The organism is Flavobacterium sp., from assembly GCF_044371705.1.
GTDB lineage: Bacteria > Bacteroidota > Bacteroidia > Flavobacteriales > Flavobacteriaceae > Flavobacterium.
The window spans coordinates 1-20408 of record NZ_JBILTE010000025.1 but is presented as its reverse complement, the minus strand read 5'-3'; the positions used below and the strand labels follow the sequence as shown (position 1 = coordinate 20408).

Below are 20408 nucleotides of genomic sequence, written 5' to 3'. Positions count from 1 at the left end.
CGCCAATCTAAATTTGCGATTATCTCTTATTCGCTACATGCAATTGGCAGGAGTATTGAGCTTGTTCTTATCTGTATTCGCCATGTTGGTTTTGTTTTTTGACCAACAATTGGCCGGAATTATAGTTTTTGGTGCCAGCTTGTTGTGTTTATTGGTTTCTTTGGGTATTTCTTTCTGGGAAATAAGTATTTCTGTGAAAGCACTACGAGTGCATTTAAAAGATTTGGCAGATTAAAAACATTTTACAATTGCCAAATAAATCGGCATACCCAAAGTAATATTAAAAGGAAATGAAACCGCCAATGCCATGGGCACAAATAAACCCGGATTTGCTTTTGGTACAGCCATTTTCATTGCTGCGGGAACTGCAATGTAGGAAGCACTTGCTGCAAGTACGGCAAACATAAATCGGTCACCCGTATCGCTGGTAATAAACTGACTTACAAAAGCAATTAAGCAGCCATTGAATAATGGAATAACTATTGCGAAAAGTGCCGTAAACCAACCACTCTTTAAAAAGTCATTGATCTTTTTTCCGCAGACAATTCCCATATCTAATAAAAATATAGCCAAAAAACCTTTAAAAATATCGGTTGTAAAAGGTTTGATTCCCATAGCTTCTTTGTCACTGGCCAAAAAACCAATGAATAGACTTCCTATGATTAAAAAGACACTTCCATTGGTAAAGGAATGTTTGATTATAGAGACTAAATTACTGTCGCACGACTCTTTGGAGCCAAAAAATCGAATTAATATTACCCCGATAATTATGGCCGGTGCTTCCATCAAAGCCATCACTGCAACCATATGTCCGTTGAACGAAATGTTTTGAATTTCCAAAAAAGAAACAGCCGTAACAAATGTTACAGCACTCACCGAACCGTAAGCAGCAGCAATGGCTCCTGAATTTTCAATGCTAAGTTTTTTTCTAAGTATAAAAAAAGTATACAAGGGTATAAGACACGCCACAGCTACTCCAAAAAGCAGTGCCCATAAAATCGAAAGGTTTAGTTCGCTATGCACCAATTCCTGTCCTCCCTTAAAACCGATAGAGAACAGGAGATACAATGAGATAAATTTGGAGGAGTTGGGCGGAATTTCTAAATCACTTTTAAATTTGACAGCTAAAATTCCCAAGACAAAAAACAATAATGCCGGATTCGTTAAGTTTTGAAGCAATAAATCTATATTCATCAGATAAATATATTATTTGGTGTAAAATTCGTGTCCTTTTTGCATGCTCGAGCCAATCGATCATTAATTGATTTTCCAACACCTGCATTAGGAAATTCTTGTGCAATCAACAAATCAAATCCCATAGAATCGAGTTTATGCATGGAAGCGTACAAATTTTTTGCAGCTTCTTCAAAATCTCCATTGCATGATAAAACTTCTGTATAATAATCAGAAGTTGCTCCTGTTTGAATAAATACCAATAAACCAATGTTTTTCCCTAGTAAATTGGAAGCCGTTCGAAGCGGATTTTTACTCATAATCATTGGGGTTTTTGGAGCATAATGCTTTTGCAACATACCCGGGGCAATGGGATCCTTGGTTGAATGTTTGATTACTTTTACTTTACCAACAACACTCTCCAACATTTCTATCGAAACAGAACCCAAACGATAAACAATTACTTGTCCTTTTTTAAAACCAACGATAGTAGATTCAATACCTTTTGCAGCAGGACCTCCGTCAAGAATCACATCAAGTTTGTTCTTAAAATAATTTTCAACATGTTTGGCAGAAGTGGGACTAATCGACCCAAAAGGATTGGCACTTGGTGCTGCCAAAGGTGCTCCCACTTTTCTAATCAATTCTAAAGTCACGGGATGATTGGGGATTCTTACGGCTACCGTATTTTTGTTTGCTGTAATAACATTTGAAACACTTGCTTTTTTTTCAAAAATCATCGTTAAAGGTCCCGGCCAAAAATGACGAGCCAATACATAAGCTTTTTCAGGAATATTAATTGCAACTTTACTTAGAGATTCGATAGCATCAATATGAACTATAAGCGGATTATAAAAGGGTCGTTCCTTTATTTCGAAAATTTTATGCAAGGCATTTTCATGATAGATATTCGCCGCCAAACCATAAACTGTTTCGGTTGGAATGGCCACTACTTCTCCTTTCGAGAGATAGAAAGCTGCCTTTTTTATTGAAGTAGTAATAACCTTTGTTTTTCTAGGGATTACAATAGGAGCAAAATTCAGGTGATTCATAGTGTTTGCCTTTTGGAAATTGTTCGGTTGTAGAATAATCGCACTTCTTACATTTATAGTGCAAGGCCAGTATCGATTGTGTGGGTGAATGACACCATTCGCAGGGGAGACCTTTGATAACTTCATGTACATCATAGCCCGGAATGTCACAGCCAGGACAACGTGAGTTGACCTTTTTCAGTAAATTTTGTATTGCTTTTTCAATTACTCTCATTCGAGTGGGGTTTCGATGAGCCCGCATATCAGTTTCTGCCCAAACTGTTTCAGCATAGGAAGAAAGAGACTCATATAATAGCTTTAAGGTATCCCAATCATTAATGTTCTTAATAATCTGTGCACTTTTACCCTCCGAATCTTTTAGAATTAAACCATGAGAAGGAAAATTGATTTGCTTTGCAAATGAAGCTAACTGTTCGTAAGAGTTGATTTTTTCAGCGTTGAAATTTGTTTCCAAACTCACTTCTCGTGCAATGATTTCCAATCCATTCTTTTGATCAATCATTAGTACCATTTCATCATCAGCTTGCGCAAAAAAAAGACTTGGGTGTGCACCAAATGAACCTTCGGAAGCAATTCCCAAATCAAAGTCATACTGCTCCATAGCTTCCCTACATTTTAAACGGAGTGCATCTAAAGCAGTACCTTGGCGTTCAACTTCGCCACTAAATGTGCCAAATTTGTCTGTGTCAAAATCCGTAGGCACAAAAATTTCTACTTCAAGATGTTCCTTTAAAAGCGGAGTAATAACACGCTCTTTTTCGTGCTTTGTTGCAATAATAAGTTTTCTGTCTTTAAAAAACTTCATTCTCTATTTTCTTGTCAACAGCTACTAAATCTATGGAACCCAAAATTTGTATTTCTGAGTTGTTTGCGTCTATCTGATTAAGAAACTCGGTGATTTTTAGTAGGGCTTCGTTCAATTCTTTTACCCTTTTAATAGAATCTGGCAAATCTTTGCCGTATTTTTCATGGGCACTAAAAATTTCCAATTCATGAAAACCGATTTTATCATTTATCAAAGTCATTAAAACACGTTTAGCATCTGCTGCCTTAAAAGTCCCTTTGATGAGATCAAAATTTAAAGTTGTAGTCATTTTTAATTAATTTTTAAATTAGTTGATTTGAAAAAATAAAGTGTGAATAAAATTCCCATGCCCAAACTAATTTTTAACAACAAGCTTTCAGGCATTAAAACAGCAGCAATAAAGCTGGCGAATAACCATAAAAAACAACAAATTAAACAAGTTTTGTGAATGTGTTTTTTCATGTATAAATATTTATAAGATGGTACGCTGCAAATTTCTTTAAAACATTTCATATATTTTTATTTATATTTGTTATGACATACATAAAAATTTATTATGAATTATACATTACATCAGTTGTTAATTTTTCTAAAAATTACAGAAACGAAAAGCATTACCAAAGCCTCTGAAGAATTGCATTTAACGCAACCCGCGGTATCTATTCAACTTAAAAAATTGCAGGACCAATTTGATATTCCCTTAACCGAAATAATAGGAAGACAATTATATGTAACCGATTTTGGTAAAGAAATAGCTGTAGCCGCACAAAAAATTTTGAACGAAGTACACGCAATCAACCATAAAACAACAGCCTATAAAGGTCAATTATCAGGGCGATTAAAAATATCTGTCGTTTCTACAGGGAAATACGTAATACCCTACTTTATAAGTGATTTTTTAAAAGAAAATCAAGCAGTTGAATTAGAACTTGATGTAACTAATAAAACAAAGGTGATTAAAAGTTTACAAACCAACGAAGTCGATTTTTCATTGGTCTCTTTACTTCCAGAAAACATTGAAGTAGATAAAATAGATTTAATGGAAAATAAACTTTATTTGGTAGGTAATAAAGATTTTAAGTTTTCAGAAAGACAAAATGACAAATCAATTATAGAAAACATTCCCATTATTTATAGAGAAAAAGGCTCAGGAACCCGACAAGTAATGGAAAGATTTTTGGAGTCAAATAAATTACAACTTGTAAAAAAAATGGAATTAACCTCCAATGAAGCTGTTAAACAAGCACTAATAGCTGGTTTAGGATGTTCCATCATGCCGCTAATCGGACTAAAAAATGAATTAAATAATGGTGATTTACACATTATTCCAATCAAGGGTTTACCTTTAAAATCAACATGGAGTTTGATTTGGCAAAAACAAAAGAATCACTCTCCAGTTGCACAAGCATTTATAACATATTTGATGGCAAATAAATCAAAAATTATGGCCGAGAAGTTCTCTTGGATTTATACTACTCAACAATCCATAGCAGCACCGGTTTTTTAGCTACCTGTAATTTTTTGTCCAAGGTCTTCATAAATTTATCTGAAACTGCCGGGCAACCCCAACTTAAGGGAGCATATCTAGGATAAATTTCTTCATTGGAAACCGCATCCCAAGAATGTAAAACAACCACACGTTTTTCGGCATTTGTATTTGTATTTTCCATTCCGTGTAGCCAGTATTTTACATTGATTCCCCAAGAACTGTAATCGCGTTTCCCGATTTTATACTTCCCTTTAGAAGAGCAATGACTACTATTAGCATTACTAAATTTTGCCTTTTTATACTTTTCAGGATTTTCTTCAAAAACATCGCAACTACCGTGCGTTACTAAATTTTGATGCAACACTTGAAGCGATTTAAAATCAATCACATAAAAGCGATTTTTACCTGAATGCACACTAAAATCAAGTAAAAAATAAAATTCTTGATTAAAACCATTCAATTGGCAATAGCTCTTGGCTTCTTGATGAATGGCTGAATAATCTTTGGGCTTTTCTTCAACAACAGCTGAACAGGCCAAAAGTGAAAAAATCAATAAAAAAATGGATTTGCTCATTACGCTATTTAAAATGAAAACTATGAAAATTGATTTTTAGTATATGCATTAAAAATTTTATCGCTTATTTTACATTTATACAATTCACTACGTTATCAACTAAATGATAATAAAATCATAATTATTCTACAGTATAATGCGTTTTTTGTTAATTTTTTCATAAATTCGTCCCGTTTATTTGCAGAACTATGACTTTACCTTGGCATTTATACTTGTTTGCTGCTCTCTTCTTTGGAGCAGGAATCAATCATTTTAGAAGTCCTAAAGTCTATTTAAAAATCATCCCGCCTTTTTTTAAAAATCCTGTTTTACTGAATAAAATAAGTGGAGCAGCAGAAATAATTTTAGGTATTTTCCTATGCATTCCTAAGTTTTCAGGGTATGCTGCGTGGGGAATTGTATTGCTACTTATTGCAGTTTTCCCCGCAAATATTTACATGTATCAAAAGGAATCTGCAAGTTTAGGTTTAACTAAATGGGTGCGATTCATTCGTTTGCCTTTGCAATTTCTATTAATTTTTTGGACGTATCAGTATACAACTATTAACTAAATAACAATTTTATGAAAAAACTATTTGCAGAATTTTTTGGAACCTATTGGTTAGTTTTCGGCGGTTGCGGAAGTGCACTTTTTGCTGCCGGAATACCCGAATTAGGAATTGGCTTTGCCGGTGTTTCATTAGCTTTCGGTTTAACCGTATTAACCATGGCTTATGCTGTTGGTCATATTTCAGGTGGACATTTTAACCCGGCAGTTTCATTCGGATTATGGGCCGGAGGTCGATTTGAAGCAAAAGAATTAGTTTCATACATTATTGCTCAGTGCTTGGGTGCGATAGCAGCTGCGGCAACGCTCTATTTTATTATGAACGGTCAAGAAAGTTTTACTGGATTAGACGCATCAAAAGCTGGTGCATTTGCCTCCAATGGTTACGACGCATTTTCTCCGATGGGATACTCTATGACATCTGCATTTGTGACTGAATTTGTGCTTACTTTATTTTTCTTATTAGTTATTTTAGGAGCTACCGATAAATTTGCCAACGGTAAATTTGCAGGCATTGCCATCGGTTTGGCACTAACATTAATTCACTTAATAAGCATACCAATTACAAATACTTCTGTGAACCCAGCTCGTTCAACTTCTCAAGCTTTATTCGTTGGAGGCGAACCACTAAGCCAATTATGGTTATTTTGGTTGGCTCCGATTTTAGGTGCTATTGTGGCCGGATTGATTTATAAAAATCTCCTTCAAGAAACCGATGAATAATTTGTAAAATATTTAGCTAAAAAGCGATGAAAATTATTCATCGCTTTTTTTATTTTTACCCCATGAATTCGTTATTTCCAAAAGAGAAAATAGTTTTCGAATTACCCGATGCTGCAATCGAGTACTATCCTGATTTTTTTTCTCTGGATAAAGCCAATGAACTTTTTGAAAAATTAAAAAACGAAGTTCCCTGGCAACAAGATAAAATCACCGTTTTTGGTCAAACCCATGCACAACCACGTCTGACCGCTTTGTATGGAAATGAAGGTAAAACATATGCGTATTCCAACATCATTATGCATCCACACAAATGGAACCCATTGCTAATGTTTATAAAAAATGAGGTAGAAGACAGTGTTGGAACAAATTTTACGACTGTTTTACTCAATTTATACCGCAATGGAAAAGACAGCAACGGTTGGCATGCCGATAATGAAAAAGAATTAGGACAAAATCCAATCATCGCATCAGTGAGTTTTGGGGCAACTCGAACATTTCACTTGCAACACAATTCCAACAAAGAATGGAAACAAAAAATAATGTTGGAACATGGAAGTTTGTTACTCATGAAAGGCACCACGCAACATTTCTGGAAACATCAAGTTCCAAAAACTGCAAAACCAATTGGACCAAGAATTAATTTGACATTTCGAATTATCAAATAATCCGTTGCAATTACATCTAAATATTTAATACTTTAGTAAAAAAATTAAATGCAACCCTTCATTAGTTATTTTGAAACTATTTCTTCTTTACACAGAGGTCTTATTCTTGTGGGAGGCATAGCACTGTTTTGGTTGATTGAAAATGCCTATCCTTTGTTCAAATTTCAATACAACAAAATCGGACATGCAGGAATAAATATCTTTTTTACAGCTACAACTATTGTTGTCAACTTTGTTTTGGCGTTTGTTTTGCTTCTGGCTGCCGATTTGGCAATACAGCAAAATTTTGGAATCCTACAGTGGTTTCCAATCAAAAATATTTGGTTGTATACGCTTGTGGGTTTACTGCTCCTAGATTTAATTGGAGCCTATTTGGCTCACTTGGTTGAACATAAAGTAAAATTTTTATGGCGGTTTCATTTGATCCATCACACAGATACTTGGGTTGACACCACTTCGGCTAATCGTCATCATCCGGGAGAAAGTGTGATCCGATTTCTATTTACTGTAATGGCCGTTTTGATTGTTGGAAGTCCGATGTGGATGGTGTTTTTATACCAATCGCTTTCGGTCGTATTTTCACAATTTAATCATGCAAATATTCCCTTACCAAAGTCGTTTGACAAGTTTTTGAGCTATTTTATTATTTCTCCCGACATGCATAAAGTACATCATCATTATAAATTACCCTATACAGATAGTAATTATGGGAATATTTTTTCGGTTTGGGACAGACTGTTTGGAACGTACAAGTATCTGGATAGAGAAAAAATCATTTACGGGGTAGACACGCATATGAATCCAAAAGAAAACAATCAGTTAGGCAATCTTCTAAAAATACCTTTTGAAAAATACCGGAATCCGGAAAGTTAACTTGGAAATTTTTTTTCATCACAATGAAAAAGTAATTTATTTTTTTAGTAATATTGATTTACCATTGGAATAGTAAATTGAAAATATAATTAACAGTGCTTTTGAACTAATGAAAAAAAGTAAAAGAGTTGAACTGACTTACGATGAAATTGAACGCGTAGTTAGTATGGCTCAAGAGGAAAAGAAACCTTTTGAAGCAATTAAAGTTGAATTCGGTATCTCAGAAAATGAAGTCACCGAAATCATGAGAAAACGACTGTCCAAAGACAACTTCGAACTTTGGAAAAAGAAAGTTACAGCTAGCAAGCCCAAACCCAAGCCAATAATTGACGACTTTGATGATTTGGACAGCAAATACTATATTAAGAATAAATTCGATTAAGTATATTTTAACTCTTGTTCAGCAAGAGTTTTTTTATTTTCTGCCGAACTTTACAGTTTATTTCAATCATGTCACTAGCAAAAGATTTTACAGATATTCAGATAGACCGCATTATCGAAATGGCTTGGGAAGATCGAACCCCCTTTGAAGCAATCAGCTTTCAATTTGGGATTTCTGAACAAGAAACGATTGAACTGATGCGAAGAGAAATGAAAGCGTCTAGCTTTAAAATGTGGCGAGAGCGTGTGCAAGGCAGAGCAACCAAGCATGCCAAAAGAAGAGTGCAGGGAATTGACCGATTCAAATGTACACTCCAACGCCAAATTACGCATAACAAAATATCTAAACGGTAATTAGTCCTACAATACCAACTTAGCATTCCCTAACGGAATGCTTTTTTTTAGTCAAAAACTAAAATATATTTAAATTATATTTATTTTTATTTAAATTTTATTTATTTTTGACTAAATATTATTAATAATGAAACCTAAATTACCCATCCACTGTCCCAGTTGCGATCATTCCTTATCGGTTTCACAACTTACTTGTGAATCTTGCCAAACACAAGTTTCAGGAAACTATTCATTACCGTTATTACTTCAATTGACTGAAGAAGAGCAAAACTTTATTTTACAATTTTTTCTATCAAGTGGAAGCTTGAAAGAAATGGCCAATCAAATGGGGAACAGTTACCCCACCGTACGCAATAAACTCGATGATATGATTGAAAAAATCAAACAAACACAAAACAAATAGCCATGGATCAGAAACCCCTTTTTTACGAAAAGCAAAAATTCAATCAGCGATGGCTGTGGACGATACTTGTTTTGGTGAATGTAGCAGGAGTATATGCTCTTTACAAGGAATATCAGAAGGGAACACTTGCTTGGGAATTTTTCGTTGGTCATCTTGTTTTCATCCTAATTTTTATCTCTCTTTTTTATTTTATGTCACTTGAAACAACTATAACCAAAGATGAAATTGCAATTAAGTATTTTCCTTTTCATTTAAAGCAAAGAACCTATCCTTTCACTACACTTAAACATTTGGAAGTAGTCAAATACAATCCCATTAGTGATTACGGCGGTTGGGGTGTTCGTCTGAGCAGAAATGGAAAGGCTTTTAACGTTAAAGGTGAATTTGGACTGAAATTATATTTTGACAACCGTAAACCACTTTTAATAGGCACTCAAAAACCGGAAGAACTAAAAAAAATACTCGAATCACTAGAAGTATTAAAACAACAATCATGAAGAAATTTTACAACCCATTTGAATTATTTTCCGAACGACAATTACTTTTTTTTGGATTAATAGTTTTTGTTGTAGGCTCATTCATTGGCTATTTGTTTAATGGTCGCTTTGATGGAATAGTCGATTTACATTTCGTTGCATTGACAGAACTCTCTGAAGTTTTCATTGATAACTGTATCAACACCTTGCTTCTTACAGTACTCTTGTACCTGTACGGCTTAGCTATAAACACAAAAACTCGAATCATTGACTTATTAAATACGTCTTTAATTGCTCGAATTCCATTTTATGTGTTGCCTTTTTTTAATGTAAATAATCTAATCATAACTACTACAGACAGTTTACTTCAAATGGCAAATACAAACAGTTTTGAATCACTGACTGTAACGGACACCATCATTATACTCGTATTTGGTGTTATGGCTTTGGTAACACTAATTTGGTTTGCTATTTTATTATGGAATGGTTTCAGAGTGGCTACCAACGCCAAAGGAACAAAAAAAGTCGTTTTATTTATTGTTGTAGTTCTTGCTGCCGAAATTGTCTCAAAATATTTAATTATTCAATTCAACTAAAATTATGAAAAAAAATTTAAGCATCATCGCTGTATTATTTACCATTTGCGGATTTTCTCAAGAGATTATCGGCAATTGGAATGGCTCATTAAAAGTTATGGGCTCTGAACTTATCATTAGTTTTAACCTAACCGAAAGTGACAATTCTTTTGCAGGAACCATGAGTGTTCCGCAACAAAATGCCTTTGGAATTCCCTTAAGCAAAGTGACTTTTGAAAACGAAACCTTGACTATTCTTTTGGAAGCTGCAGGATTATCCTATGTAGGAAAAAGAAATGCGACGGGTTTTGAGGGTACTTTTTCGCAAAGCGGACAAACATTTCCGATGAATTTGACTCGAGAAGAAAAAGAACTTCCAAAAATCAATCGTCCCCAAGAACCTAAGGAACCTTTTCCGTATACCATTAAGGAGGTAACTTTTGAAAACACTTCTGCTAAAATTACGTTAGCCGGAACATTAACAGTGCCAAAGTCAAATAAACCAGTTCCGGTAGTGGTTCTAATTTCGGGCAGCGGACCGCAAGACAGAAATTCAGAACTACTAAATCACAAACCCTTCTGGATTATTGCTGATCACTTGACCCGAAATGGTATCGGCGTATTGAGAGTGGATGATCGAGGTGTCGGTCAATCAACAGGTGACCGATCAAACGCCACTTCAATGGACTTTGCATCAGATGTAGAAGCGGCCGCTGCTTTCTTAAAAACTAAATCGGAAGTTAATTCCAAAAAAATTGGCTTAATTGGCCATAGCGAAGGCGGAATGATTGCACCAATAGTGGCTTCCAAAGACAAATCAATTGCCTTTATTGTTTTGCTTGCAGGTCCGGGAGTTCCTTGTGACCAACTTTTAATTGAGCAAGCTTATCTTATCGGCAAATCGGATGGATTAACTGAAACCGAATTGGAGCAAGCAAAAAAACTAAACCAATCCATTTACAACCTAGTTAAAAGCGACAAAACAACCGAAGAAGTGAAAAAAGAAATAGAACTACTTCTTGAAAAAAGTCTGTTTGATAATCCTGATACTAATTACTTAACAGAGACCCAAAAAAAGCAAATAATTAGTCAGCAAAGCGAACAAATTACATCGCCTTGGTTTCGTTTCTTTATGAAATTTAATCCCGACGTTTACTTAAGCAAAGTCAAATGTCCGGTATTGGTTGTAAATGGTGACAAAGATTTACAAGTCCCTGCCAAAATGAACACGGACGGTATACAAAAATCATTGACAAAAGCAGGAAATAAAAAAGTAACCACAATAATCTATCCCAATCGAAATCATCTCTTTCAAGATTGTACCACAGGTAGTATTGACGAATACAGCACGATTGAACAAACAATTAGTCCGCAAGTTCTAACAGATATTTCCACTTGGATTGAAAAACAAACGAAATAAATTTCACAAAAATTTATAATGAAACGCTTGCTTGCCAAGCGTTTTTTTATGGTTATTTGTAACAAATTTAACAACAAGCCTACCTATAAACTTTAATTTAAACGTTTCATGAGAAAAACAATTTTATCACTTGCTGTTGCGAGTGCACTTTACTTAATCACTCCTTTAACTGCATCTGCACAAAGTAAAAATAAAGACGTGCAAGTTGCGATCGATTTAGTGAATATAAATAACGACCGTGTTGCAGTTACGGTGACAGCTCCTAAAATGAACAGTAGTGAAACTGTTTTTTACATGCCAAAAATCGTACCCGGAACCTATTCTGAAGATGATTACGGCCGTTTTGTAGAAAGCTTTAAAGCCTATGATGCCAAAGGAAAAGAACTATCTGCAGCAAAAATGGATGACAATTCATGGGTCATTAAAAATGCCAAGAAGTTGGCAAAAGTAACGTATTTAGTCAATGATACATTTGATTCGGAATCTGGTTCAGAATTTGGCAAAGGTGATATTTTTTCACCTGCCGGAACTAATATTTTAGAAGGTCAGAATTTTGTTATCAATACGCATGGTTTTGTTGGTTATTTTAAAGACTTAAAAGAATTGCCTTATGTAGTAACTATAACAAAACCGGCCGATTTATATGGTGCAACGGCTATGATTGATAGCGACAAAAGCGAAACGGTAGATGTATTTGCTGCTTCCCGATACGCAGAATTGGTGGATAATCCGATTATGTACGCCAAATCGAACTACATCAATTTCATGGTAGATGATATGGAAATTATTTTAAGTGTTTATTCACCTAATAATGTTCTGAAAGCGGAAGACATGAAACCTGCCATGGAAAAAATGATGAAAGCCCAAAAGAAATTTTTAGGTAAAGTCAACAATACCAAAAAGTACGCTATTTTGTTGTATCTGTCTGATTACGAAAAATCAGATGCTAAAGGATTTGGTGCGTTGGAACACAATACTTCTACAGTTGTTGTATTCCCGGAGGCAATGCCTGCAGAACAATTAGAACAAAGCATGATTGATGTGGTTTCACACGAATTTTTCCACATTGTAACTCCGTTAAGTGTTCATTCGAAAGAAATTCATTATTTTGATTTCAATACGCCTAAAATGTCGCAACATTTATGGATGTACGAAGGAATCACTGAATATTTTGCCAACTTATTTCAAGTAAATCAAGGCTTGATTACTGAAGATCAGTTTTACGAACGGATGGCAGGGAAAGTGAGTAATGCTAAAAGGTTTGACGAAAAAATGCCATTCACCAAAATGAGTGCGGAAGTTCTAAGTAAGCCCTACAAAGATGCTTACTTAAATGTGTACGAAAAAGGAGCGTTGATTGCAATGTGTTTAGACATTCAAATCAGAGAAAGCAGCAAAGGAGAACGCGGTATTTTGGATTTAATGCAGAAACTTTCGAAAGAATACGGTCAGACAAAACCATTTGAGGACAGCGAATTATTTGACAAAGTTGTTTCTTTAACCTATCCTGAAATCAGAACGTTTTTAGATACCTATGTAGCAGGATCAACTCCGCTTCCTTATGATGATTTCTTTGCTAAAATGGGTGTTTCAAAAACTAAAATTCAGGTTCCCGGTAATGTCTTTTTAAAAGGACAAACCCCTTATATTACTGTAAATCCAACAACAAAAGAAATTATCATTCTTCCGGGAATTGAATTGAATGACTTTATGAAGTCAATGGATTTGAGAGGTGGCGATATTGTCTTGGCTATTAACGATACAGCTTATAATTTAGATAACATCTACGATATGATTATTGGAAGTATGTCATGGAAGGAAAATGACCCGATTACTTTTAAAATTAAAAGAGATGATAAGGAAATGATTTTAAAAGGTTCCGTAAAAATTCCAATGGACGAAATGGAGGGCTATCAAGCAACAGACGAAAATAAAAAAGCCATTCGCGAAGCTTGGTTAAAAGGATAATCACTACGCAAACTTAAAAACTTCCCTAATGTGAATAACATTGGGGATTTTTTTTTAAAACTATCTTTCAAAAACAGCAGTCCTTTTTTAAAAAAATACCTATTTTGCGGGCAAATTGAAGAACTGTACCTTTTAACTTTGTAAAAGTTATCTTCTCAAAATTTTATCTAAAATACAGTGTAGTTCAACAACAAGAAAAATAACGCAAACTGAAAAAATCTAATGAAAAAAATACTTTTACTCCTTGCCTGTGTTAGTATATTAGCCGCATGTAATTCCAATGAAAATAAAAAAGGAAATCTACATTTAACCGGCGAAATTAAAGGACTTAAGCAAGGAAAACTGTACATTCAAACATTGAATGATACCAATCTTGTAATTGTTGATTCTATTATTTTTGACGGAGATTCAAAATTTGAAAGTCATTTATACATTGAATCCCCTGAAATGCTCTATTTGTTCTTAGACAAAGGAACAACGAAATCCATTGACAACAGCTTGCTTATTTTTGCAGAACCCGGCAAAATGAATTTAGAAACTTCACTCGAATTATTTTATAAAGATGCAAAAGTTACCGGTTCGAAAAACCATGACTTGTATATGGATTACAGAAAAATAAACGAACCTTTTTTTCAACAGAATTTAGAGTTTATCGAACAGGAACTAAAAGCAGGCAAACTCCAACAACAAGCTGTTGTTGACAGTATACAAAAAGAAAAAGACCGGGCACTGAAACGTCGGTATCTTCGTGTAGTGAACTTTGCAAAAAATAACAAAGACTATGAAATTTCTCCGTATGTGTTACTTTACGACATCAATGACATTAAATTGAGTTATTTAGATTCCATACAAAGCCTATATCCGGAAAAAATCAAGCAGTCCAAATACGGCAAAGAATTAAAGAAATGGATTGACGAACGTCATCAAACTGAAGAGTAAAAAAACCAAACTGACATTGCAGTCGGTTTTTTTATACTATAGAGCGACAAAAAGTAAACGCTCACTCCGAGAGAATCTGCGACTTTGCGACTTTGCGTGAAAAAATTTATTCGTAGTCAAATCAACCTAATTTAAAACAAAAAAGGACAACCGTTACGTTGTCCTTTTAAAGATTGAGCCGATAGAGGGACTTCCCGATAGGCATCGGGATAAACTTCTCGTCCCTTACAATGCAAAAAGGACAACCGTTAAGTTGTCCTTTTAAAAATTGAGCCGATAGAGGGACTTCCCGACAGGCATCGGGATAAACTTCTCGTCCCTTACAATGCAAAAAGGACAACCGTTAAGTTGTCCTTTTAAAAATTGAGCCGATAGAGGGACTCGAACCCACGACCTGCTGATTACAAATCAGCTGCTCTAGCCAGCTGAGCTACACCGGCGTCTCAATACGAGTGCAAATATAATTTTGTAAATCAAATTTCCAAAACAAAAAAGCACTTTTTTTATCAATAAACGGAATTAAAGTGCGTTCACTTTTTCAACCAACTGAATGGCAGCCGCTTCCAATTCTTTTTCTACTTGCTTTAAATGTGCTTTGCGACTTTCGACTGATTTATCGTTTACTTTGCCAATCAATGTATCAAAAGTAGCGATAGCTTCGTCAATCAACGCGTTCGATTGTTCGGTTGGTTTTCCCGTTGTAGTCATCTCATGAATATAAACCGCTTCAATAATATCTCCCATCACAAAGTTGATGTCCTTTTTCAAATTTCTAATACTTGCCATTGTTTTTAATTTTAATTGCGGTGCAAAGGTAAGTAAATCTTTTGAATTACATTCGTTTGACGTTGAGTTTACTAAATGAAAGTCCTATCAAACAGTAACTTCAAGCAAGGTTGCTGTTCCCTTGATAGTAAAATTTGTCATAATTGCCGGCACTAAAATAGTATCTCCGGATTTGTAATGATAGGTTTCTGATTGAAAATACAACTCAAAACTACCCTCTGTACACATAAAAACCAAAAAAGAGTCAGCAGTTTTAGTAATTACAATTTCACCATTAAGCGAAATCAGACTAGTTTTAAAATAAGGGCAGTCTACTAATGAAGTACTTTTGTTTTCTGTAGCCTTATATTCTTTCTTCGCAGAAGTTGGTTTATAATTGATTGCATCTAAAGCTAATTCAGTATGCAATTCACGACCCTTCCCGTTGATATCTAATCTATCCCAATCATAGATTCGGTAAGTAACATCACTTGTTTGTTGAATTTCAGCAATTAATAGTCCAGCTCCTATGGCATGAACCGTTCCTGTTTCTAATAAAAAAACATCACCCTTTTTTACGGGAATTTCTTTTAATAAAGAGACAATATTGTTGCAGGCTAACTGTTGTAAATAGTCTTTTTTTGATGCATTTTCTTTAAAACCAACAATCAAACGAGCATTGGCATCAGCTTGCAGTACATACCACATTTCGGTTTTTCCAAAAGAGTTGTGACGAACTTTTGCCAATTCATCATTGGGATGCAGTTGAATCGATAAATCCTCGCGTGCATCTAAGTATTTAAAAAGTAACGGGAATTGCTTGCCAAATTGACTAAAAACAGCCGTGCCTAAAATTTCTTCGGGATATAAATCGATTAATTCATTCAGATTTTTTCCTTTAAATGAACCATTTTTTACAATACTTATTGATTCAGGAACTGTTGATACTTCCCAACTTTCACCTATATTTTCAGAAGTAATAGGTTTGTTCAAGTACTTTTTCAACTTGGATCCACCCCAAATGCGTTCTTTTAAAATGGATTCAAACGTTAAAGGATAAAGTGGTTTACTCATTATTTTTTTACAAAGGTCAAAAATAAAATAGGGAATCTATACTATTTTCTTATCAAAAACTTATATAATTTTTTTTAAAAATTGAAGTGCCTTTTCAATATGAATTTTACCGGACATATTATCAAAAATAAATCGGATAACCCCTTTGTCATCCACTACATACGTCACACGTCCGGGAATCAATCCAAACAAAGCGGTGGGAACACCAAATAAATTTCGTAGCTTTTTATCAGAATCAGATAAAAGTGTAAAAGGCAATTTATACTTAGCAGCAAATTTTTCATGTGAAGCTGTTGAATCACCGCTTACACCAATAACTTCTGCACCTAAATCGGTAAAAACTTCATAATTATCCCTAAAACTACAAGCCTGCTGCGTGCAACCCGGCGTATCGTCTTTGGGATAAAAGTAAAGTACCAGAGGTTTCTTTCCTATTATATTGGCACTATCAAATAATTCACCGTTGGTGGCTTTCGCCTGAAAATTCGGTACTGTATCGCCTACTTTTAGTGCCATTTAATCTCCTTTATAGGTTACAAAATTTCGCGGAGTTTCATACAAAACAACTTCTAATTCCATGGCTTTTTTGATAAAAGGTCGCAACTTGTTCCAAATAACTACAACAATGTTTTCTGCCGTTGGATTCAAATCGGTAAAGTCGGGAACGTCTACATTTAAATTTTTATGATCAAAAGAATTTTCAATATGTTCTTTTATCAAATCTGAAAGTATTTTTACATCAATCACATAACCGGTTTCAGCGTCAATTTCTCCGGTAACACTCACAATTAACTCATAATTGTGCCCATGGAAATTGGGGTTGTTACACTTACCAAATACACTGTCATTTTTTTCCATCGACCAATCCTTTCGATACAAACGATGAGCTGCATTAAAATGTGCTTTTCTGGAAACGGTTACTCTCATGGTTATAAAATTTGACTTTTGACTTTTGAAATTTGGAAGTTGGAATTTGAATTTTACACCGTATGTTCTTCTAAAAAATGGTAAAACTCATCAAATATGATTTTGAACCAAACCGTATAAATTTCCGGATTAATCACCATATCTTGCTTAATATCCTCCACACTCATCCATTTCCAATCTTCTACCTCTTCTTGATTGATTTGTGGTTCTCCATTGTAATAACCAATCATCACATGATCTAACTCATGTTCAGTTAAACCATTGTCAAAAGGAGCTTTGTATATAAAATGAAACAACTCTTTTAATTCGGTTGTAAAACCCATTTCTTCATGAAGTCGTCGGGTTCCTGCTTGAATATTGGTTTCACCATTGCGTTGGTGACTACAACAGGTGTTTGTCCACAACAAAGGTGAATGGTATTTTTGATGTGCACGTTGTTGCAAAAGCACCTCTTTTTTGTCATTGAGAACAAAAACAGAAAACGCCCGATGAAGCACCGCCTTTTCATGAGCTTCCAATTTATTCATCAAACCTATGGGTTCGTCTTTTTCGTTTACTAAAATTACTTGTTCTTCAATCATAACATGGATTAAACTCGTCAAAGGTAAGAAAAAGTTCGTTTTTATGCGAGCCTATTTGGTTTTGTGATAAGTTTAACGGGTGTTGAAGTTGAAAGATTACCCCAAACGCTCCTTAATTTTCAACGCACATTTCTCCCCATCGATGGCAGCAGAAACAATTCCGCCAGCATACCCTGCTCCTTCGCCACAAGGATATAAACCTTTGATTTGCACATGTTCTAATGTTTCGGTGTTTCTTGGAATACGCACAGGCGAAGAGGTGCGACTCTCAGGAGCGTGTAAAATAGCTTCGTTGGTTAAATAACCTCGCATGGTTTTGCCAAACTCCAAAAATCCTTCGCGTAATGTTTGGGTAAGAAATCCCGGGAAAACTTGCCCCAATTCTACCGAAGTCGTTCCCGGCACATACGATGTTTTTGGAATAGCGGCTGATACTTTGCTTTGCGTAAAATCAACCATTCGTTGAGCGGGAACTTTCTGTGTCTCCCCTGCCAATGTCCATGCTTTTTGTTCAATGGCTTTTTGAAATTCCATGCCTGCAAGGGATCCGAATTTTTCAAAAGGTTTAAAATCTTCCAATCGCAGTTCAACCACAATGCCCGAATTTGCGGTGGGTTGATCTCTTTTAGAAGGCGACCAACCATTGGTAACTACTTCTCCCGGACTCGTGGCACAAGGTGCGATAACACCGCCGGGACACATACAAAAAGAATACATTCCTCTTCCGTTCACTTGTTTAACAATACTGTAAGGCGACGGAGGTAAAAACTCCCCACGGTAATCGCATTTATACTGAATCTGATCAATCAATTCTTGCGAATGTTCGGCACGAACACCTAACGCAAAAGGTTTTGCTTCAATTTCAATTCCTTTGTGGTGCAATAATTCAAAAATATCACGAGCCGAATGACCCGTAGCCAAAATAACTTTGTTGGCTGCAATGGTTTCTCCTTTCTGAGTGACGACGCCTTGCACTTCATTATTTTTAATGAGAATATCCGTCATTCGTGTTTCGAACAAAACTTTTCCTCCACATTCAATAATTTTCTCACGAATATCTTGAATAATCTGAGGTAATTTATTGGTTCCGATATGTGGATGAGCATCCACCAATATGTCAGGAGAAGCACCGAAAGCAACTAATAATTCCAAAATACGGTCAATATCTCCCCTTTTTTTGGAACGGGTATATAATTTTCCATCCGAATAGGTTCCGGCTCCACCTTCACCAAAACAATAATTGGAGTCTTCGTTTACTAGGTGATCTACATTAATTGCTTTCAAATCACGTCGTCTGCCGCGAACATCTTTTCCACGTTCAATGACAATTGGTTTTAAACCCAATTCAATGAGTTGCAAAGCTGCAAAGAGTCCGGCCGGACCGGCACCAATAACAATTACTTCTTGCTGTTGGGAAACATCGGGATAATTTGGTAATTCAATTGAACGTTCAGCTATCGCTTCTCCTTTAAAATAAACCGTAAGTTTTAAATTGATTTTAATGGACTTCTGTCGAGCATCAATCGAACGTTTGACAATCGATAGGTGCTGAATATCAGCCGGTGAAGTGCGAATCATTTTGGCAACATGTTCCTTCAGCAGCCTTGTATTTGCTGCGACTTCAGGGGCAACTTGAATGAGAAGTTCTTGAGGCATGTGTCAATTTTTAGGCAAAAATACGGATATGAAATTACTTTTTCTCCTCAAAAGCACGTAAAGCGAAAGAAGCCAACCAATGTTCGCCTTCGTAATTACCATCCACTACCGAAGGTAACGAAAATAAAAAATGCGTATCGGCCACGTTTTTCAGATGTGAAAAAGATTTTGGGTATTGATTAGCCAAAGCATAAAAATTCCAAGCTCTGCTAAAATTGAGTCCGTCTAAATGCACCAAATGACCATCGGTTCTGTCGGAGACCTTTGCAACTTCCCATGTAAATTGCGTTTTAAACAAATTGGGAGCGAACTTTTTGGCCCAGATCATAAATTCTTTTTCAGGTAAAAGTCGTGCCATCAAACCCATTTCTTCCAAGCAGGGAGATAAAAAATCAGTTCCACTAGGCTCCCAAGAAAATGGACAATTTTCATCGGCAGAAAAAAGTCGCAACGCATTTTCTTTAATGCTGTTTTGCAAAAGGGTGTTTTTTGAATATACCGCATAATCCCAAGCATTGGACAATCCGAAAGCAGTATTGCTATGCGTTCCTACTCGAACAGGATAGAGCAACTTAGGTAGAAACTCAATATATCGTTCAATCAAAATACTGGTCAACGGTTTTAAATTCTGAGCCAATTCCTGTGCAAAAGGTTCAGGGTACGATTCCAATTCCAATAGAAGTTTTAGAAGCCAATTCCAACCATACGTTCGCTCAAATGACTTTTCATGATTTTTATTGAAGTAGGCTACCTCAGCCTGAATATTTTTTTGAGATAAATTAGTTTTTAGCTTTTCAATTAGTTGATTTCTTTCCTTTAAATTAGGGTATCTTTTCAATAAATAAACCAAACTCCAATGGCCATGAACCGACGAATGCCAATCAAAACAACCGTAAAAGGCAGGATGCAATTGTTTGGGTGATTGAATTTCTGTGGAATCCAAAAGTAATTGGCCTAATTTGTTAGGATATTCCTGTTGCAGACATTT

At 35.3% G+C, this 20408-nt stretch carries 27 protein-coding genes and 1 tRNA gene; 14 read left to right on the top strand and 14 right to left on the bottom strand.

All coding sequences use genetic code 11. The features are described 5' to 3' along the window. The coding region (locus tag ACIQ2S_RS03285) for a DUF2721 domain-containing protein (protein ID WP_396172672.1) at positions 1–235 on the top strand (235 nt) is incomplete at its 5' end. Here ACIQ2S_RS03285 and ACIQ2S_RS03280 read toward each other — a convergent pair. The 5 genes from ACIQ2S_RS03280 to ACIQ2S_RS03260 are packed head-to-tail and all read right to left on the bottom strand — an operon-like array spanning position 232 to position 3492. After that, positions 232–1194, bottom strand: coding sequence for a sodium-dependent bicarbonate transport family permease (locus ACIQ2S_RS03280; protein WP_396172671.1), 963 nt, complete (start codon positions 1192–1194; stop codon positions 232–234). The two genes, ACIQ2S_RS03285 and ACIQ2S_RS03280, sit on opposite strands and share 4 nt — an antisense overlap. Next, positions 1194–2225, bottom strand: a complete 1032-nt coding sequence (locus ACIQ2S_RS03275; protein WP_396172670.1) for an L-threonylcarbamoyladenylate synthase — start codon at positions 2223–2225, stop codon at positions 1194–1196. The genes ACIQ2S_RS03280 and ACIQ2S_RS03275 overlap by 1 nt, the downstream gene beginning before the upstream one ends. Next, entirely contained in the window at positions 2188–3030 is an 843-nt protein-coding gene (locus tag ACIQ2S_RS03270) for a DUF6671 family protein (RefSeq protein ID WP_396172669.1), read from the bottom strand. Before ACIQ2S_RS03270 ends, ACIQ2S_RS03275 begins: the two co-directional genes overlap by 38 nt. Continuing rightward, a complete protein-coding gene (locus tag ACIQ2S_RS03265) occupies positions 3017–3319 on the bottom strand; it encodes a hypothetical protein (protein ID WP_396172668.1) in 303 nt (100 codons plus the stop codon). Before ACIQ2S_RS03265 ends, ACIQ2S_RS03270 begins: the two co-directional genes overlap by 14 nt. A 2-nt stretch (positions 3320–3321) precedes the next feature. Beyond that, positions 3322–3492 (bottom strand): hypothetical protein, encoded by a 171-nt coding sequence (locus ACIQ2S_RS03260; protein WP_396172667.1) that lies wholly within the window; start codon positions 3490–3492, stop codon positions 3322–3324. A 94-nt stretch (positions 3493–3586) separates the two neighbouring features. Here ACIQ2S_RS03260 and ACIQ2S_RS03255 point away from each other — a divergent pair, with 94 nt between their 5' ends. After that, on the top strand, positions 3587–4537 hold the full coding sequence (locus ACIQ2S_RS03255; RefSeq protein ID WP_396172666.1) for a LysR family transcriptional regulator: 951 nt from the start codon (positions 3587–3589) through the stop codon (positions 4535–4537). Here the strand turns inward: ACIQ2S_RS03255 and ACIQ2S_RS03250 are convergent. Next, positions 4503–5093, bottom strand: coding sequence for a murein L,D-transpeptidase catalytic domain-containing protein (locus ACIQ2S_RS03250; protein WP_396172665.1), 591 nt, complete (start codon positions 5091–5093; stop codon positions 4503–4505). The two genes, ACIQ2S_RS03255 and ACIQ2S_RS03250, sit on opposite strands and share 35 nt — an antisense overlap. Positions 5094–5281: 188 nt before the next feature. On the opposite strand from ACIQ2S_RS03250, the gene ACIQ2S_RS03245 reads away from it, so the two are divergent. The 12 genes from ACIQ2S_RS03245 (at position 5282) to ACIQ2S_RS03190 (ending at position 14417) form a co-directional block, all read left to right on the top strand. Then, the gene (locus tag ACIQ2S_RS03245; protein ID WP_396172664.1) at positions 5282–5644 is read left to right on the top strand and encodes a DoxX family protein; all 363 of its coding nucleotides are present in this window, start codon (positions 5282–5284) and stop codon (positions 5642–5644) included. An 11-nt stretch (positions 5645–5655) separates the two neighbouring features. Further along, positions 5656–6363, top strand: coding sequence for an aquaporin Z (aqpZ, locus tag ACIQ2S_RS03240; protein ID WP_396172663.1), 708 nt, complete (start codon positions 5656–5658; stop codon positions 6361–6363). A 62-nt stretch (positions 6364–6425) separates the two neighbouring features. Beyond that, on the top strand, positions 6426–7028 hold the full coding sequence (locus ACIQ2S_RS03235) for an alpha-ketoglutarate-dependent dioxygenase AlkB family protein (protein WP_396172662.1): 603 nt from the start codon (positions 6426–6428) through the stop codon (positions 7026–7028). A gap of 48 nt (positions 7029–7076) precedes the next feature. Further along, a complete protein-coding gene (locus tag ACIQ2S_RS03230; protein WP_396172661.1) occupies positions 7077–7901 on the top strand; it encodes a sterol desaturase family protein in 825 nt (274 codons plus the stop codon). 109 nt (positions 7902–8010) lie between these two features. Beyond that, positions 8011–8283 (top strand): TIGR03643 family protein, encoded by a 273-nt coding sequence (locus ACIQ2S_RS03225; protein WP_396172660.1) that lies wholly within the window; start codon positions 8011–8013, stop codon positions 8281–8283. Between the two features lie 68 nt (positions 8284–8351). Next, positions 8352–8636 carry a TIGR03643 family protein gene (locus ACIQ2S_RS03220; protein WP_396172659.1) on the top strand — a complete coding sequence of 95 codons (285 nt, stop codon included), beginning with the start codon at positions 8352–8354 and terminating at the stop codon, positions 8634–8636. A 127-nt stretch (positions 8637–8763) separates the two neighbouring features. Then, on the top strand, positions 8764–9039 hold the full coding sequence (locus tag ACIQ2S_RS03215; RefSeq protein WP_396172658.1) for a DUF2089 family protein: 276 nt from the start codon (positions 8764–8766) through the stop codon (positions 9037–9039). Between the two features lie 2 nt (positions 9040–9041). After that, entirely contained in the window at positions 9042–9536 is a 495-nt protein-coding gene (locus ACIQ2S_RS03210) for a hypothetical protein (protein ID WP_396172657.1), read from the top strand. Next, the gene (locus ACIQ2S_RS03205; RefSeq protein WP_396172656.1) at positions 9533–10111 is read left to right on the top strand and encodes a hypothetical protein; all 579 of its coding nucleotides are present in this window, start codon (positions 9533–9535) and stop codon (positions 10109–10111) included. The genes ACIQ2S_RS03210 and ACIQ2S_RS03205 overlap by 4 nt, the downstream gene beginning before the upstream one ends. A gap of 4 nt (positions 10112–10115) precedes the next feature. Further along, positions 10116–11510, top strand: a complete 1395-nt coding sequence (locus tag ACIQ2S_RS03200; RefSeq protein WP_396172655.1) for an alpha/beta hydrolase family protein — start codon at positions 10116–10118, stop codon at positions 11508–11510. A 108-nt stretch (positions 11511–11618) separates the two neighbouring features. After that, on the top strand, positions 11619–13478 hold the full coding sequence (locus ACIQ2S_RS03195) for a peptidase M61 (protein ID WP_396172654.1): 1860 nt from the start codon (positions 11619–11621) through the stop codon (positions 13476–13478). Positions 13479–13700: 222 nt separating this feature from the next. Continuing rightward, a complete protein-coding gene (locus tag ACIQ2S_RS03190) occupies positions 13701–14417 on the top strand; it encodes a DUF4369 domain-containing protein (protein ID WP_396172653.1) in 717 nt (238 codons plus the stop codon). A 366-nt stretch (positions 14418–14783) separates the two neighbouring features. Here ACIQ2S_RS03190 and ACIQ2S_RS03185 read toward each other — a convergent pair. The 8 genes from ACIQ2S_RS03185 to ACIQ2S_RS03150 form a co-directional block, all read right to left on the bottom strand. Continuing rightward, positions 14784–14857: transfer RNA gene (locus tag ACIQ2S_RS03185), tRNA-Thr, on the bottom strand. A 79-nt stretch (positions 14858–14936) separates the two neighbouring features. Further along, entirely contained in the window at positions 14937–15203 is a 267-nt protein-coding gene (locus ACIQ2S_RS03180) for a hypothetical protein (protein WP_396172652.1), read from the bottom strand. 87 nt (positions 15204–15290) lie between these two features. Continuing rightward, positions 15291–16256: a type I phosphomannose isomerase catalytic subunit gene (locus ACIQ2S_RS03175; protein WP_396172651.1), complete on the bottom strand. Its 966-nt coding sequence runs from the start codon at positions 16254–16256 to the stop codon at positions 15291–15293. 60 nt (positions 16257–16316) lie between these two features. Continuing rightward, positions 16317–16772, bottom strand: coding sequence for a peroxiredoxin (locus ACIQ2S_RS03170; protein WP_396172650.1), 456 nt, complete (start codon positions 16770–16772; stop codon positions 16317–16319). Continuing rightward, positions 16773–17183: a 6-pyruvoyl trahydropterin synthase family protein gene (locus ACIQ2S_RS03165; protein ID WP_396172649.1), complete on the bottom strand. Its 411-nt coding sequence runs from the start codon at positions 17181–17183 to the stop codon at positions 16773–16775. It abuts the gene before it with no gap. A gap of 53 nt (positions 17184–17236) precedes the next feature. Then, positions 17237–17764 (bottom strand): isopentenyl-diphosphate Delta-isomerase, encoded by a 528-nt coding sequence (gene idi, locus ACIQ2S_RS03160; protein ID WP_396172648.1) that lies wholly within the window; start codon positions 17762–17764, stop codon positions 17237–17239. Between the two features lie 96 nt (positions 17765–17860). After that, positions 17861–19420 carry an NAD(P)/FAD-dependent oxidoreductase gene (locus ACIQ2S_RS03155; RefSeq protein WP_396172647.1) on the bottom strand — a complete coding sequence of 520 codons (1560 nt, stop codon included), beginning with the start codon at positions 19418–19420 and terminating at the stop codon, positions 17861–17863. A gap of 34 nt (positions 19421–19454) precedes the next feature. Beyond that, positions 19455–20408, bottom strand: a 954-nt coding sequence (locus tag ACIQ2S_RS03150) for a DUF2891 domain-containing protein (protein ID WP_396172646.1), incomplete at its 5' end; no start/stop codon positions are given.